Source organism: Stenotrophomonas sp. 71799_Sma, assembly GCF_056482505.1.
On sequence record NZ_CM151202.1, the window covers coordinates 4469630 to 4485921 of the forward strand.

Annotated in this window: 15 protein-coding genes; 9 read left to right on the forward strand and 6 right to left on the reverse strand. The window is 67.7% G+C overall.

The window, feature by feature from the left end:
- Positions 1-46: 46 nt before the first annotated feature.
- The 6 genes from yccS to ACZK4Z_RS20660 all read left to right on the forward strand — a co-directional run bounded on the left by yccS (position 47) and on the right by ACZK4Z_RS20660 (position 6441).
- The gene (gene yccS, locus ACZK4Z_RS20635; protein WP_125895794.1) at positions 47-2224 is read left to right on the forward strand and encodes a YccS family putative transporter; all 2178 of its coding nucleotides are present in this window, start codon (positions 47-49) and stop codon (positions 2222-2224) included.
- Between the two features lie 141 nt (positions 2225-2365).
- On the forward strand, positions 2366-3160 hold the full coding sequence (locus tag ACZK4Z_RS20640) for an SDR family NAD(P)-dependent oxidoreductase (RefSeq protein WP_125895795.1): 795 nt from the start codon (positions 2366-2368) through the stop codon (positions 3158-3160).
- Positions 3161-3299: 139 nt separating this feature from the next.
- Entirely contained in the window at positions 3300-5189 is a 1890-nt protein-coding gene (locus ACZK4Z_RS20645; protein WP_125895796.1) for an MFS transporter, read from the forward strand.
- 182 nt (positions 5190-5371) lie between these two features.
- On the forward strand, positions 5372-5659 hold the full coding sequence (locus tag ACZK4Z_RS20650) for a CD225/dispanin family protein (RefSeq protein ID WP_005419784.1): 288 nt from the start codon (positions 5372-5374) through the stop codon (positions 5657-5659).
- Between the two features lie 34 nt (positions 5660-5693).
- Positions 5694-5972, forward strand: a complete 279-nt coding sequence (locus ACZK4Z_RS20655; RefSeq protein WP_032127177.1) for a CD225/dispanin family protein — start codon at positions 5694-5696, stop codon at positions 5970-5972.
- 43 nt (positions 5973-6015) lie between these two features.
- Positions 6016-6441: a DUF2752 domain-containing protein gene (locus ACZK4Z_RS20660; protein WP_006473646.1), complete on the forward strand. Its 426-nt coding sequence runs from the start codon at positions 6016-6018 to the stop codon at positions 6439-6441.
- Between the two features lie 583 nt (positions 6442-7024).
- Here the strand turns inward: ACZK4Z_RS20660 and ampE are convergent.
- The 5 genes from ampE to ACZK4Z_RS20685 form a co-directional block, all read right to left on the reverse strand.
- Positions 7025-7912, reverse strand: a complete 888-nt coding sequence (ampE, locus tag ACZK4Z_RS20665; RefSeq protein ID WP_032127176.1) for a regulatory signaling modulator protein AmpE — start codon at positions 7910-7912, stop codon at positions 7025-7027.
- Positions 7913-8046: 134 nt separating this feature from the next.
- Positions 8047-8952, reverse strand: coding sequence for an NAD(+) diphosphatase (gene nudC / locus ACZK4Z_RS20670; RefSeq protein WP_125895843.1), 906 nt, complete (start codon positions 8950-8952; stop codon positions 8047-8049).
- A 146-nt stretch (positions 8953-9098) separates the two neighbouring features.
- Positions 9099-9491, reverse strand: a complete 393-nt coding sequence (erpA, locus tag ACZK4Z_RS20675; protein ID WP_005419789.1) for an iron-sulfur cluster insertion protein ErpA — start codon at positions 9489-9491, stop codon at positions 9099-9101.
- A gap of 31 nt (positions 9492-9522) precedes the next feature.
- Positions 9523-9987, reverse strand: coding sequence for a bactofilin family protein (locus ACZK4Z_RS20680; protein ID WP_006398829.1), 465 nt, complete (start codon positions 9985-9987; stop codon positions 9523-9525).
- A 4-nt stretch (positions 9988-9991) separates the two neighbouring features.
- Entirely contained in the window at positions 9992-10735 is a 744-nt protein-coding gene (locus tag ACZK4Z_RS20685) for a DUF6776 family protein (protein ID WP_019336613.1), read from the reverse strand.
- Positions 10736-10914: 179 nt separating this feature from the next.
- Here ACZK4Z_RS20685 and ACZK4Z_RS20690 point away from each other — a divergent pair, with 179 nt between their 5' ends.
- Genes ACZK4Z_RS20690 through ACZK4Z_RS20700 form a run of 3 tightly spaced genes read left to right on the forward strand, consistent with a single transcriptional unit; the run spans position 10915 to position 15663 of the window.
- Positions 10915-11532: a DUF4126 domain-containing protein gene (locus ACZK4Z_RS20690; protein ID WP_005411305.1), complete on the forward strand. Its 618-nt coding sequence runs from the start codon at positions 10915-10917 to the stop codon at positions 11530-11532.
- Positions 11533-11576: 44 nt separating this feature from the next.
- On the forward strand, positions 11577-13463 hold the full coding sequence (locus tag ACZK4Z_RS20695) for an EAL domain-containing protein (RefSeq protein ID WP_049424052.1): 1887 nt from the start codon (positions 11577-11579) through the stop codon (positions 13461-13463).
- Between the two features lies 1 nt (position 13464).
- Positions 13465-15663, forward strand: a complete 2199-nt coding sequence (locus tag ACZK4Z_RS20700) for an ATP-binding protein (RefSeq protein ID WP_125895842.1) — start codon at positions 13465-13467, stop codon at positions 15661-15663.
- A 58-nt stretch (positions 15664-15721) separates the two neighbouring features.
- Here ACZK4Z_RS20700 and bfr read toward each other — a convergent pair whose 3' ends face one another.
- A complete protein-coding gene (gene bfr, locus ACZK4Z_RS20705) occupies positions 15722-16192 on the reverse strand; it encodes a bacterioferritin (RefSeq protein ID WP_005419804.1) in 471 nt (156 codons plus the stop codon).
- Between the last annotated feature and the right edge of the window lie 100 nt (positions 16193-16292).

Consider the following 16292-nt stretch of genomic DNA (forward strand, 5'->3'; position numbering starts at 1 on the left):
ACCCCGCACCCGCAATAATGGTGGGAGACCCTTCCACCGAGCCTGCATGCCCGCCCGCGAATCCCGCCTCAGCCGCCTGTGGGCCCACGAAAAGGCCAGTTATGGCCTTCGGGTGTTCATCGCCCTGACCGCAGCGCTTGCCGTGTGCTGGCAGCTGGACGCGCTCACTGCCCTGCCCGGCGTGTTCCTCGGCATCATCGCCAGCGCCATCGCCGAGACCGATGACAACTGGTGGGGCCGTACCAAGGCGGTACTGCTGTCGCTGCTGTGCTTCTGCCTCGCCGCCGCTTCGGTGATCTGGCTGTTCCCCTGGCCATGGATCTTCATCGGCGCGCTGGCGCTGTCCACCTTCGGGTTGACCCTGCTGGGTGCGCTCGGCGAGCGCTATGCGTCCATCGCCCAGGCCACGGTAACGCTGGCGATCTACACCATGATCGGGCTGGAGCAGCATGGCGCCAGCGACCTGCACAGCGCGCTGGACGCGGTCAGCCACCTGCTGGCCGGTGCGGTCTGGTACGGCCTGCTGTCGATCCTGTGGACCGCACTGTTCGCCAACCGTCCGGTACGCGAACGCGTGGCGCGACTGTACGTTGAACTGGGCCGCTACCTGCAGTTGAAGGCAACACTGTTCGAGCCGGTGCGCGAGGCCGACCTGCAGCGTCGCCAGCTCGACCTGGCCGAACAGAACCGGCGCGTGGTCGGTGCATTGAATGAAGCCAAGACCGCGATCCTGGCCCGCTTCGGCCGTTCCGGGCGGCCCGGCGTGAACTCCGGCCTGTACCTGCGCCTCTATTACATGGCACAGGATTTCCACGAGCGCGCCAGCTCCTCGCACTACCCCTACGGTGCGCTGGTCGATGCCTTCTTCCACAGCGATGTGCTGTACCGCTGCCAGCGCCTGCTCGACCTGCAGGGGCAGGCCTGCGCACGGCTGGGCGAGGCGATCCGCCTGCGCCGTCCGTTCGTGTATGGCGAAAGCAACCAGCAGGCCGGGCGCGACCTGGCCGATGCGCTGGCCTATCTGCGCGACCAGCAGCGGCCGCAGTGGCAGCGACTGCTTGGCTCGCTGGATCTACTCGTGCACAACCTGCGCAGCATCGAGCGCCGCCTGCTGGATGCGGAGCGCTCCGAGGCCAGCCTGGACAACGTCGATACCCGCCTGCGCGACAGCAACCCGCACACCCTGCGCGAGATGGGCGTGCGCGTGCGCCAGCAGCTCACGCCCGGCTCGGTCCTGTTCCGCCACGGCCTGCGCATGGCATTGGCCCTGATCGCCGGCTTCGCGGCAATCCGCTTGTTCAATGCACAGAACGGCTCGTGGGTGCTGCTGACCATCGTGTTCGTGTGCCGCCCCAACTTCGGCGCGACCCGCCAGCGCCTTGCACAACGCATCGTCGGCACCGTGGCCGGCCTGGTGCTCACGTGGGCACTGCTGCAGCTGTTCCCGCAACTGCACGTGCAGCTGCTGATCGCGCTGCTGTCGGCGCTGCTGTTCTTCTTCACCCGCACCGACCGCTACCTGGTGGCGTCGGCGGCGATCACGGTGATGGCCCTGACCTGCTTCAACCTGATCGGCGACGGCTTCGTGCTGATCGTGCCGCGCATGGTCGATACGCTGCTGGGTTGTGCGATCGCCGCCGCGGCCGCCTTCCTGATCCTGCCCGACTGGCAGGGCCGGCAGCTGCATCTTGTGCTGGCGCGGGTGCTGGACACCGCCGCGCGCTATCTGGATTCGGTGCTGGGCCAGTACCGCAGCGGCATGCGTGACGATCTGGCCTACCGCATCGCCCGCCGCGATATGCACAACGCCGACGCCGCGCTGTCCACCGCGTTGTCGAACATGCTGCGTGAGCCCGGCCATGTGCGCCGCAATCTGGATGCCGGCTTCCACTTCCTGGCGCTGTCCAACACACTGCTCGGGCACCTGTCGGCCCTGGGTGCGCACCGCGACCAGGTGGACAGCTACGCCGGCGATCCGCTGGCGCTGGCTGCCGGTGAGCGCGTGCGCAAGGCGCTGCAGCAGCTGGCGACGGCCCTGAGCGCTCGGCAACCGGTCGCGGAAGAGGACAATGATGCCGACCGCGCGGTGGCCGCCGAACTGGAACAGATCGACGAGGCGATGCCGCCGAAGCTGCAGCTGATCCGCACGCAGATGGCGCTGGTGCTGCGGATGCTGCCGAAGGTGCGGGCGGCGGCGAATGAGGCGGTGACCAGCCTGACCTGATCCCTCATCGCTGGTCGGACATTCCATCCACGCATGGCGTGGATCTACTGCACCGCGTGCAACCGTGTGTTGCGTATGGCGATGCGCCCCGATCACGTTCCCGCGCGGATACTGGACGATCCCTGCTCCCCCGGATTCCCCATGAAGATTGAACTCTCCGGCCGTACCGCGCTGGTCACCGCCTCCACCGCCGGCATCGGCCTGGCGATTGCCCAGGGCCTGGCCAACGCGGGCGCGCGGATCATTCTCAACGGCCGCAGCACCGACAGCGTCGAACGCGCCCGCCAGCGCCTGCTCGCCGCCGTTCCGGGTGCCGACGTGCTCGGCGTGGCCGCCGACCTCTCCGATGCGGCCGGCGTCGACACGCTGCTGACAGGCCTGCCCAAGGTCGACATCCTGGTCAACAACGCCGGCATTTTCGGCCCCGAGGACTTCTTCGAGACCGAAGACGCGACCTGGGAACGCTACTGGCAGACCAACGTGATGTCCGGCGTGCGCCTGTCGCGGGCACTGTTGCCGGCCATGGTCGATGCCGGCTGGGGTCGCGTACTGTTCATCTCATCCGAATCGGCACGCAACATTCCGGCCGACATGATCCACTACGGTGTCAGCAAGACCGCGCAGCTGTCGCTGTCGCGCGGCCTGGCCAAGCGCGTGGCCGGCAGCGGCGTCACCGTCAACGCGGTGTTGCCCGGCCCGACCCTGTCCGACGGTTTCGCGGCGATGTTCGAAGATGAACGCCAGCGCAGCGGCAAGCCACTGGAGCAGATCGGCCGCGAGTTCGTGATGGCACACCGGCCGTCTTCGGTGATCCAGCGCACCGCCACGGTCGAGGAAGTGGCCAACATGGTGGTGTATCTGGCCTCGCCGCAGGCCTCGGCGACCTCCGGCGCAGCGCTGCGCGTGGATGGCGGCGTGGTCGACGATATCGTCTGAGACCTATCAAGGTGTGCGGACCAACGGTCCGCACCCACAGTTGTGGGGCTTCAGTAGATCCACGCCATGCGTGGATGCATCCCGCCATGGTCCCGGCGGATAGGCAGGAATGCTAGGCTGCGCCGGTCAAGGAGGCTCCATGTCCGGTCACAACCAGTTCGCCCTGCTGCGCCAGCGCCGTTTCCTGCCGTTCTTCGTCGTCCAGGCGCTCGGAGCGTTCAACGACAACGTGTACCGGCAGGCGATCATCAGCATGTTGCTGTTCATGGCCGTACCGGAGGAAGAACTGGGGCTGTACGCCACGCTGGCACCGGCCATCTTCATCCTGCCGTACTTCCTGTTCTCGGCGCTGGCCGGGCAGATCGCCGACAAACTGGAAAAATCGCGGCTGATCGTGATCACCACCACCATGGAGATCGTGATCATGTCGCTGGCCGGCACCGGCTTCCTCACTCAGAGCCTGCCGGTGCTGCTGGTCGCCCTGTTCTGCACCGGCATGCAGTCGACCCTGTTCGGCCCGGTGAAGTACTCGGTGCTGCCGTCGGTGCTCAAGCCCGAAGAGCTGACCGGTGGCAACGGCCTGGTTGAAATGGGCACCTCGATGTCGATCCTGTCCGGCATGATCGTCGGCGGCCTGGTGTTCACCGTTGCCGGCAGCCACGGTACGGTGGTGGCGGCCTGCGCGATCATCGGCCTGGCGATCTGCGGCAACATCGCCGCGCGCCTGATTCCCAAGGTCGATGCCGGCGACCCGAACCTGAAGATCAACTGGAACCCGCTGCCCGAATCACTGGCGGTGCTGCGCATGGCGCGCCAGCAGAAGGCGGTGCGCAATTCAATCCTGGGCGTGTCCTGGTTCTGGTTCGTCGGCACCGTGCTGACCTCGCAGCTGCCGGCCTATGCCGTGACCAACCTCGGCGGTGAGCCGACCCTGTATATCTTTGCCCTGGCCCTGTTCTCGGTCGGCACCGGCATCGGTTCGCTGCTGTGCGAGAAGCTGTCGGCACGCACGGTGGAAATCGGCCTGGTGCCGCTGGGTGCGTTCGGCATGACCGCGTTCCTGCTCGACCTGTATTTCGCCCGCAGCGGCGAAGCGACCGTGCACGGACTGACCATCGGGACGTTCCTGCAGCAGCCGGGCAGCATCCGCATCGTCATCGACCTGATCGGCATCGGCCTGTTCACCGGCATCTTCGTGGTGCCGCTGTTCGCGCTGATCCAGAGCCGCACGCCGAAGGCGCAGATGTCGCGCGTGTTTGCGGCGCTGAACATCCAGAACTCCGGCTTCATCGTCGGCGCAGCCCTGCTGTCGCTGGCCGCGCACAAGCTGCTGCACTGGACCATCCCGCAGCAGTTCCTGGCGCTGGCCATCGCCAACGCACTGGTGGCGATCTACATCTTCACCATCGTCCCCGAATTCCTGATGCGCTTCCTCAGCTGGCTGATGGTGCGCACCCTGTACCGCCTGCGCCCGCACGGCATCGAGGCCAACGTGCCCGACGAGGGCGCCGCGCTGCTGGTCTGCAACCATGTCAGCTACATGGACGCACTGATCCTGTCGGCGACGATCCCGCGCCCGGTGCGCTTCGTCATGTACTACAAGATCTTCAACATCCCGGTGATGCGCTGGATCTTCCGGACCGCCAAGGCGATCCCGATCGCCGGTGCGCGCGAAGACCCGGCGCTGATGCAGCGCGCGTTCGATGACATCGACGCTGCGCTGGCCGAAGGCGAGCTGGTCTGCATCTTCCCGGAAGGCGCGCTGACCAAGGATGGTGCGATGGCACCGTTCAAGTCCGGCGTCGAGAAGATCCTCGAACGGCGGCCGGTGCCGGTGGTGCCGATGGCGCTGCGCGGCATGTGGTCGAGCATGTGGAGCCGGCGCGACAGCCGCCTGGGCCGCATGCGCGTGCCGCGCCGTTTCCGCGCCACCGTCGAGGTGGTGGCGGCAGCGGCCGTGGATGGCCACAGCACCAGCGCACCGGTGCTGGAGGCCCAGGTGCGGGCCCTGCGCGGCGATCACGCCTGACGAGATGGGCCCGCCGAGCGGGCCCAGCGGACTCCCCCACATACGTCATCGTCCAGTGGTGTACGCGACATGTCGTGACTGTAAACGCATACATGCAACGCAGGTTGCGGTAGATTACGCACCCACAGGGGGGAGGTCCGGCCGATTCATCATGGCCGGCCACCAAGGAATGGAGTCTCGCTTTGAATCAACCACCACCGCTCAGCCGTCCGGTCTACATCCCCAACCATCTGGTCTGGGCGATCCTGACGACGCTGTTCTGCTGCCTGCCGTTGGGCGTGGTGTCGATCGTGTACGCCTCCCAGGTCGATGGCCGCCGCGCGGCCGGCGACCTGCCGGGGGCCTACAGTGCGTCGCGCAAGGCGGGCTGGTGGGCGGTGGCTTCGGCCGTGGCCCTGCCGGTCCTGTTGCTGTTGTGGTTCGGGCTGTTCGGCGGCTTGGCCGTACTGGGCGCTCTTTCCGACCAATGATTCACCACCACCACCCATCAAGGAGCTTGAACCCATGAATACTGCTACTCCGCAGGTCCCGAACAACCTGGTCTGGGCGATCCTGACCACCCTGTTCTGCTGCCTGCCGGCCGGCATCGTGTCGATCGTCTACGCCGCCCAGGTCAACGGCAAGCTGGCGGCCGGCGACATCGCCGGCGCCCAGGACTCCGCCGCCAAGGCCAAGAAGTGGGCCATGTGGTCGGCCATCGCCTGGGTCGTGCTGGTCGTGCTTTACGTGCTGTTCTTCGTTGTGCTCGGCGGCATGGGCGCGATGAGCAACGGCAACTACTGATACGCCTGGACGGATCCGGCGCCTGCGCCGGATCCGTTGTTGCATGTCCGCGCTTCCCGCTCGTTCCCGACTCGCCCGCTGGGCACCGCTGCTGGTTTCCGCCGGCCTGGCCGTGGGTGCCACGGTGGTGCTGCGCAACGTCAATCCGTATGTCGCCGGCAATCCCCTGCCGAGCTGCCCGCTGTACGCGCTGACCGGCCTGTACTGCCCGGGCTGTGGCAGCACGCGCTGCCTGTATTCCCTGGTCCACTTCGACCTGCCCGGCGCGATGGCGATGAACCCGCTGCTGGTCATCAGCCTGCCGTTCCTGTTGTTGATGCTGCTGAACATCGCCGGCATCCGCCCGCGTGTGCTCGACCCGCTGATGCGGGTGCTGGCCAATCCCGTGTTCTGGCTCTGGGTGCTGCCCGGGTATGCGCTGCTGCGCAACCTGCCGTGGGCGCCGTTCACCGCACTGGCACCGATCTAGGTTTCCAGCCAACGGCGCAGCCCCTCGTGGTGGGCGGCGTTTGTCGATCATGGGGTTGGCCGGGCGGGATGGGTTTGCGGGGGACGCCGTGAATCCGTCCGTGGAGGCTTGGCCGCGGCATCCATGCCGCGGACACCCCCGCAAACCCATCCCGCCCGGCCACGGACAGTTTCCGTGTGCGTCCACCACGGAAAAGAAAGAGAAGATCAAAAGCGAAAGCGGAAGCGGATCGCTTCGCTCTGCATCCACGCATGGCGTGGATCTACCGTGTCGACCAAGGTCGACACCTACCAACAGCCGCGGGAATCTGTCGGGGGTGGGGCGGTGTGGGGCTGCAGGACCGTTGGCGCCATGGGCCCGAGGCATGCCTCGGGCGGGTTGGGCAGGAGGCCCAACCCCGGTCTTGCCGTGTGCGCAGGACAGCGCACACGAGCAAGGCGCCATCGAGCCCCCAAGGACGGGTTTACGGCGTGTCCTGCAGCCCCACACCGCCCCGCCCAGCCCGCAGCAATCCTGCCGTTGCCGTTGCTGTTGCTGTTGCTGTTGCTTCTGCAGGTGAAGGGCTGCAAGCCCTGCAAAGCAACTACGTCACCCAGCCTGCAATCACCAGCAGGGCGAGGATCGCCAGCCACAGCAGCAGCATCCTCCACACCAGGCTCATCGCATCCCGCAGGTCCGGCAACCGCTGCCACACCGGCAACAGCCCCGCCTCGGTGTAATCGTGCGCATCCTCGCGCAGCTCGGCGTTGACGCTGGCCCGCGCCACCGCGCCGAGGAAGCCGATGTTGCCGGCCAGGCGCTCGCCGTGGGCCTGGCGCCAGGCCTTCCACGCCGTATCGAAGTTGCCCACCAGCGCCATCGAGAACGCCATCAGCTGCGCCACCGGCCACTCGATCCAGCCCAGCAGGCGCTGCGCCAGCGCCAGCGGCTCCACCGGCACGCGGGCGCGCATCGGGCTTTCCGCCATCAGTGCCAGCAACCGGTAGCCCAGCGCACCGGCCGGGCCCAGCAGCAGGAACCAGAACAGCACCGCGAACCAGCGCCGCAAGGCGTTGAGCACGGTTGCCTCGACCAGTGACGGAATGTCCTCGCGCAGGCTGCCACCGGCCGCCTGCAGGTTACGCACCGCGGCCTGGCGCGTCGCCGCGTCATCGGCATCGATGATCGCTTCGATATCGCGGTCCAGATCGCGCGGGCCCCAGCACCACGCCAGCACCGCCACGCCCAGCAGCAGCGACGGCAGGCCGAACAGCACCCCACGCAGCAACCACGCCAGCAGCGCCATCAGCAGCAGCGGCGGCAGCAGTGCCAGGGCAACGCCTGCCGGCCCCTGCCAAGCCTTGCCACCGCGCGCGTCCAGCCAGCCCAGCCAACGCCGGAAGCCGTCGAAACGGCGCAGCGAGGCGGCAGCGGCCGGGGCAACATGGCCCAGGGCCAGTGCCACCAGCACGGCGGCCAGAGTGGTGAACATGGCAGGTCTCCCTACGAAACAGAACGCTCGGCGTCGCTACCTTACCTGTCGCAGCGGCGCCCTCAGCGGTGAACCGGACTGTAACCCGGGCCGTGTTCAGGTGGCGGCAATACAGGCGCCACCGTCAGCCCCGCTCAGCCCTTCTGCTGCCGGTACCAGTGTTCGATCAGGCCGCGCGAAATCGAGATCGGCGGCGACAGGCGGATGCCCTGGCCATCGTCCACCACATCGCGTGCCAGTGCCGCGCCGACCTCGTCGGCACTGAACCAGCGCGCATCTTCCAGCTCGCCATCCACGGTCGGCAGGTCATCCTGCGCCTGTGCACGGAAACCGATCATCAGCGCGCCCGGGAACGGCCACGGCTGCGAACCGAGGTACTGGCAGGCGGTCACCCGTACCTTGCTCTCCTCGTGCACTTCACGCACCACGGTCTGCTCGAAGGTCTCGCCGGGTTCGACGAAGCCGGCCAGCACCGAGTAACGCCGCGGTGCCCAGTTCGACTGCCGGCCCAGCAGCAGCCGGCCCTGGTTTTCCACGGCGACGATCACGGCGGGATCGACACGCGGGTAGTGCTCGGTGGCGCACTGCCCGCAGCGGCCGACGAAGCCACCACGGGCAAACGCCACGGCGCCGCCGCACACGCCGCAGAAGCGGGTGCGCGAGTGCCAGTAGGACATGCCGCGGGCATAACTGAAGGCGGTCGCATCGGCCATCGGCCACAGCAGTGCGGCCTGGCGCAGGTCGAGGCGGCGCGGGGCCGTGACGGTAACGTTGGCGGCTTCGACCGAGAACCAGGCCTGCTCGCCACGCAGGCCAAGGAAGATCGCGGCACCGGGGCCGCCGCCGATGTCGGCGCCGGTCAGCGCCAGCGGCTGGTCGTCATCGCCGGTGAAGGCGCTGCCGTCCTGATCGAGCACGAGAATGCGCGCGCCCGGCCACAGGCGCGCCAGTGCATCGGCATCGTCGCGCAGGGCATCGGCGCGCTCCAGCGGTTCGCCAACGAAGGCGAAACCGGAAAGCGGCGAAGGAGTATTGGGCATCCGGCAAGCGTGCCGCCAATCGATGCAGGTGGCAAGTTCGGCGCTGTGCGCAATCTGCCGGTGTGGGCGTGCAGGCACAGCATCCACGCATGGCGTGGATCTACTGAGGTGCCAACCTTGGTTGGCACCTTCCGGCCACAGGCCTCTTACATGCTGAAGCTGCTGCCGCAGCCGCAGGTGGTCTTGGCGTTCGGGTTGCGGATCACGAACTGGGCACCGGTCAGGCTCTCGGTGTAGTCCACCTCGGCGCCCATCAGGTACTGCAGGCTCAGCGGGTCGACCAGCAGGGTCACCCCGCTGGTCTGTACCGCCAAGTCATCCTCGGCACGGTTCTCGTCGAACTCGAACCCGTACTGGAAGCCCGAACAGCCACCGCCTTCGATGTACACGCGCAGGGCCAGGTCGGGGTTGCCCTCTTCCTGTATCAGGGATTTGACCTTGGCGGCCGCCGACTCGGTGAAGTTCAGCGGGCGCTCCAGCGACTGGTAATCGGGCGCGGCAACCGGGGTGGCGCCGGGCAGGGAGACTAGCGTGCTCATGGTGTCAGCATGGGGGTGCCGACGATGGCTTTCAAGCCATCGCCTCGGCCAGCTTGCGGCGTGCGGCGGTGTCACCCTTGCCGCCATTGGCCTCATCACCTTCCGGGGCCGGCAGGGCCGCCATCGGGGCGCTGGCATGGATCAGGCGGCCGTTCAGCTGGGCACCCGCATTCATCTCCACCACCTGGTAATGGACATTGCCATTGACCCGCGCGCTCGGGGTCAGTTCGACCTTCTCGGTGGCATGCACGTCGCCGTCCAGGCGTCCACTGATGACCACCACCTGGGCACGGATCTCACCTTCGATCACGCCATGCTCGGCGACCGTCAGGGTCGCGCCACTGGCGCCTTCGGCGGCGATCACCTTGCCATGGATGCGGCCTTCCACATACAGGCCACCACTGAATTCCACATCACCGCGGATCACCACCTGGTTGCCGATCAGGGCATCCACCACCAGCTGGCCTTCACGGTTGGATTTGCTGCTTCCGAACATCTGCCTACTCCCCTTTGGCGGCCGGCGCACCGGCCTGTTTCCAGTCGAATACCTGGGTGGTACCCCCCGTACCACTCCCCAATGTCACCCGCACGCGTTGCGGGGTGAAGTCAGCCGGCAGCATCACGCTGCCGGTGAGCTGCTGGAAGTACCGGAACGAGTAATCCTGTCCCGGTACCTTGCTGCGCTGGTGCAGATCATCCCAGCTGATCGTGGCCAGCTTGCCGTTCTTGACGCCTTCCACGGTGAAACGCATCTGCCCCTGGCTGATGGCGCCGCGGTTGAGGTTCTGTGTCAGCACGGCGGTGTACTGCCAGGTGCCGGCCGCTTCCGGGCTGAACTCGATCGAATGGGTGTTCAGGCCCTTGCGCTGGCTGGTCGAACCCACCAGGCGCTCATAGAAGGCAACGTCGGCACGCAGGCCGGCGATTTCCTCATCGCGTTCGGCCAGCGAGGACTGCACCTCGGTGTTGGCGGCGCGGCTGATGCGGTCGGAGGCTTCCAGCGTGGCCTGCTTCTGGCGCAGTTCGGTCAGCTGCGCCTGCAACGTCTCGGCGCGCTTCTCGGCGGCCTGCAGGCGCTGGCCCTGTGCATCGCGCGGCGTGGCCATCCAGCAGCCACCCAGCACGGCCAGCACCAGGCTGAGCAGCCAGATGCCGCCGATCACCAGCAGGCGGCGACGGTCGGCCGGCGGTTGCGGCGCGCCGGGCAGGCGAACCTGCACGCGCATGGGAGGACGGTTGGTCATGGGTGGATTCCGGGGCATCGCGAGGGCGACACCGGTACGGCCCCTGTGGCAAACGACGGGCTAGTGTATGACAGGACGGGTGGGTTTCCTGCGCAGTGGCGAGCCACCGTCTGTGGCGTTCAGGCATGCCATCGTCGATAGTGTGGTCCCCTGCACAGTTCCGTCGCCGGAGCATCGCCATGACCGAAGCCCACCTGTTCGTGATCGGCATCCTGCTGGCCTGGCTGGCCGGCATCCGCGTCTACCTCACCGTGTTCGGTGTCGGCCTGGCCGGCCTGCTCGGCTGGGTCGACCTGCCGCCGGCCCTGCAGGCCACCGAATCGTGGTGGGTGCTGGGCACCTCGGCAGCGCTGGCGGTAACCGAATTCTTCGCCGACAAGATTCCCGGCGTCGACTCGGCGTGGGATCTGGTGCAGACCCTGGCACGCGTACCCGCAGGTGCCTTCCTTGCCGCAGCCACGCTGTCGCCAGATGGGCAGCTGGGCACCGGCGCACTTGCTGCCGGTGCCGGTGTCGCGCTGGCCAGCCATGGCCTGAAGGCCGGCACCCGCGCCCTGCTCAATACCTCGCCCGAGCCTGCCAGCAACTGGGTGGCCTCCGCCGCCGAGGACACCGTGGTGGTCGGTGGCCTGGCCCTGGCCCTGGCACACCCGTGGATCGCGCTGATCGTGGTGCTGGCCTGCAGCCTGGCCGGCGCGCTGCTGGTGTGGCTGGTCTGGCGCACCTTGTGGAAGGGCGTGCGCTGGCTGGCACGCAGTGCGTCGCCCGACAGTCCACGCCAGCCCGGTACCGGTTGATCGCCGGGCTTGTCGCATAATGGACGCGAACACCAGGAGCACCGATGGCCGCAAACGAATCCCCCGCGGGCGCCCGCCCGGGACGCGCTGAAACCCCTCCGGCCGATCATTGGCAACGCTGGACCGCTGAACCGGCGAGCGCGGTCGCCGCAGCGCCGGCCGCGGTTCCGCCGCTGGCCGCCTCCGACGCACCCGCATCGATCGGCAGCGCACCGCCGCCGTTGCCGGCCCCGGCCGTGCTGGCCGAGGCTGGCAACAACGACCAGGCGCCGCCGCCCTCCGATTCGCCCTACCGCGTGCTGATCGTCGAGGACGACCGCGCGCAGGCCCTGTTCGCACAGAGCGTGCTGCATGGCGCCGGCATGCAGGCGATCGTGCACAGCGATGCCGACGGCGCGCTGCAGGCGATCAAGGAGCATCGGCCCGACCTGATCCTGATGGACCTGCACCTGCCCGGCCTGGACGGCATGCGCCTGACCGCGCTGATCCGCCAGCAGCCTGGCCTGCAGTTGCTGCCGATCGTGTTCCTGAGCGGCGATCCGGACCCGGAACGCCAGTTCGAGGTGCTCGACAGCGGCGCCGACGATTACCTGAGCAAGCCGATCCGCCCCCGCCACCTGATCGCCGCCGTGGCCAACCGCATCCGCCGCGCACGTGCGCAGGCAGCGACCCTGCCTGGTGCTACCGGCGCACCGGCCACCAGCAATCCGGAAACCGGCCTGCCGACACGTCACCACGTGCTGCAGCAACTCAACGCCACCCTCACCCATCGCGACCGGGGCGGCGTGTTCTTCATTGAAGTGGCCAGCGCGCTGGGCCTGCGCGAACGCTATGGCTACGCCGCCTTCGAGCGCCTGATGGTGCAGGCCGGGCAGCGCCTGGCCGAGGCCGGCCATCCGCACCTGCTGGCACGCCTGAACGACAACAGCTTCCTGCTGCTGGCCCGCAATACCGATGAAGACAGCCTGGAAAGCATCGCCGCGACCCTGCGTGAGCAGCTCTCGGCGCGCGCCTTCGTGATCCGCGATGATGAATCGGTGCATCTGCGCGGCGTGGTGGGTTACGCGCCGCTGTCGCCGGGCTTCGACGATGCCAACGCCGCACTGGAAGCGGTCGAGCGCACCACCCTGCAGGCACGCCTGCTCAGCGCCGGCGTGGCAGGCCATGTACACCGCCAGGCCGTCACCGAACAGGAACACCTGGCACTGCTGGAGGGCCAGCTGGAGCTGGCCTATCAGCCGATCGTCGCCGTCGCCGGTGGCAACACCGCGCAGTACCAGCTGCTGCTGCGCCTGCGCCAGGCCGACGGCACGGTGCTGGCGGCCGGCCAGGTGATTCCCGCCGCCGAAGCGGCAGGCCGCATCGCCGACCTCGACCAGCAGGTGATGGACCATGCGCTGGGCCTGCTGGACCTGTACCGGCACGCAACGCAACCGCTGAACCTGTTCGTTTCGCAGTCGCTGCGCACCCTGCAGCGCGATGCCTTTGGCGACTGGCTGCTGGAATCGCTGCAGCAGCGTGACCTGCCCGGCAGTGCGCTGGTGATCGACGTGCGCCTGCCCGACGCGCTGATCCACACCGTGCCGCTGCAGCAGTTCTGCCAGCGCATGGCCGGCGCCGGCGTGCGCTTCTGCCTGAGCCAGTTCGAACCCAGTGGCGAAGCCGATGCACTGCTGACCCAGCTGCCGCTGTCGTTCGTGCGCATGGCCGCGCGTTTCTCCAGCAGCCATTCCAACCCGGCCACGCGCGAGGAACTGCGCAAGGCGATCGAACAGGCGCATGCCGCCGGGCTGCAGATCATCGGCCAGCAGATCGAGGACCCGCAGGCCGCGGCAGCGATGTGGGTCGGCGGCGTCGATTACATCCAGGGCAACATGGTGCAGTCGGCCGGCAGTGACCTGAACTTCGACTTCCACAACGCGGTGCTCTGAGGTGCCGCTGTGGGGCGTGCTGCTGGTTGCCCTTGCTGCGGCCGTCGCACTGCTGCTGTTGGGCATGCGCCTGCGCGCGCGCAGCCGGGCACTGGCCCAGCTGCAGCGCGAGCACAGCGCGCTGGCCGCCGAGCGCGACCAGCTGCGCCATACCACCGAACGCCAGGGCCAGCTGGAACAGCAGCTGCTGCAGGCCAAGCAGGCCGCCGAAGCGGCCGTGCTGGCCAAGGGCGAGTTCCTGGCCACGATGAGCCACGAGATCCGCACGCCGCTCAACGGCATCCTGCCGATGCTGGAGCTGATCGCGCGCGGGCCGCTGGGTGAGGACCAGCGGCAGATGCTGGCCACCGCTTCGGCCAGTTCACAGCAGCTGCTGCGCATCGTCGACGACATCCTCGACTACTCCCGGCTGGAAGCGCAGGCGCTGGAACTGGAGATCACCAGCTTCAACCTGCGCGAACTGCTCGATGGCGTGGTGCAGCTGATGCAGCGCGCCGCCGATGCCAAGGGCCTGTCCCTGGCCCTGCAGCTTGACCCATCGGTGCGCCTGCCGGTGCGCGGCGACCCGGTACGCCTGCGCCAGGTGCTGAGCAACCTGCTGGCCAACGCCATCAAGTTCACCGCCCGCGGCCAGGTGCAGCTGCGCGTGCAGCGCCTGGGCGAAGGTGCGGCCCAGCACCAGCTGCGCTTCGAGATCATCGACACCGGCATCGGCATCGATGAGGCACTGCAGGCACGCCTGTTCCAGTCCTTCAGCCAGGCCGATGCCTCGACCACGCGCATCTACGGTGGCACCGGCCTGGGCCTGGCCATCTGCAAGCGCATCATCGACCTGATGCACGGGCAGATCGGCGTGCAGTCCACGCCCGGCCAGGGCGCAACGTTCTGGTTCGAGATCCCGCTGCTGAAAGTACCCGGCGACCTGCCTGCGATGACGCGCGCCCCCGCAGCGCTACTGTTGTTCAGCGCCGATGCAACGCTGCAGGCACGCATCGAGCGCATCGCCGCCCACCATGGGCTGCAGGTGCAGGTGCTGGCACAGCTGGATGCCGTGGTCGAGCGCCTGCGCGCTCCCGCGCGGCCCGGACAACCAGCACCGGCATGGCTGATTGTCGATTCCCGCACCCGCCGCAGCGGCGAGGTCACGCTGCAGCAGGCGCTGGCCGAGCGCGGCGACGATGATGCACTGCAGGTACTGTGGCTGCAGGAAGACACGCCTGCACAACGCCCGCGCCAACGCCAGCTGCTCCCGCATTTCGATGATGCAGCCCTACATGCACTGCTGGCGGCGCCTGCCACGCCTGCCCGCCCTGCCGCCCTGCTGGCCAATGCCGAAGACGGCTTGCCCGCACCGACGCTGCCGCCATTGCACCTGCGCGTGCTGCTGGTGGAAGACAACACGGTCAACCGGATGGTGGCCGAGCATCTGCTGCGCGTGTTCCAGTGCGAGGTGCGCAACGCCGCCGACGGCAAGCAGGCACTGGCCGCCCTTCGCGAAGGCGGCGTGGACGTGGTGCTGATGGATTGCCAGATGCCGGTGCTGGACGGCTACGCCGCCACGCGCCGCTGGCGTGCGGAAGAAACGGAAACCGGGTGCTCGCGGTTGCCGATCATCGCGATGACGGCCAACGCCATGGCCGGTGACCGCGAACGCTGCCTGCAGGCCGGCATGGACGACTACCTGTCCAAGCCGATCGCACGCGCCACCTTGCATGCGCTGTTGAGGCGCTGGGGGCAGCGATCACGCGATGTCGTAGCGTCGAGCTTGCTCGACGGCGATGCATCCGGGGCCAGTGGGATCCCGCCAGCCGAGCATGGCCCGGCTCTACAAGAGACGAAAAGCCAAGCGGTGACGCAACCGGTGCTGGACCGTGATGTGCTGGACGAACTGCACGCGGTGATCGGCGATACCGCCCTCCAGATCGTCTCGGTGTTCCTGGAGGATGCGCCGGCGATGGTGCAGCAGCTGCAGCAGGCCGCGCAGAGCAGCGACGAGCCGCGACTGCAGGCAATCGCCCACAGCCTTAAATCATCGAGTGCGAACGTGGGGGCGTTGTCGCTGTCGGCAATCGCGCAGCGGATCGAGCACGAAGCCCGTAGTGGCAGCCTGCAGCGCCCCGCAGTGGCGGTGGCGCTGCTGGTTGCCGAATTCGCCCGGGCGCGCGTGGCGCTGACGGGCTACCTGGCACAGCATCGGTAGCGTCGAGCTTGCTCGACCATCGCCATGCTGATCACAGTCGAGCAAGCTCGACGCTACGTCACTCTTCCAGCTTGCTGAGCAGGTACTTCGGCTCGCCGATACGCTCGATCAGGTCGAGCTGGGTTTCCAGCCAGTCGATGTGCTCTTCTTCCGAGTCGAGGATCTTCACGAACAGCTGGCGGCTGACGTAGTCACCCACCGAATCGGAGTAGGCCACGGCCTCGCGCAGGGTCACTACGCCGTCGCGCTCCAGCGACAGGTCGCACTGCAGGATCTCGGTCGGGTTCTCGCCGATGCGCAGCTTGCCCAGCGCCTGGAAATTCGGCAGGCCTTCGAGGAAAAGGATGCGGTCGGCAAGCATGTCGGCATGCTTCATCTCGTCGATCGATTCCTTGTACTCGTGTTCGGCCAGCTCCTTGATGCCCCAGTTCTTCAGCATCTTGGCGTGCAGGAAGTACTGGTTGATCGCGGTCAGCTCGTTGTAGAGGACCTTGTTGAGGAATTCGATGACCTTGGTGTCGCCCTTCATGGGGGTGCTCCTGCACGCTGAAAACGCAGGCACTTTAACGCCTTGCGCGCGGCCGTGAAGGAACGCGAATCGTGCGCATTGGCCTGTGCGGCCGCACGTG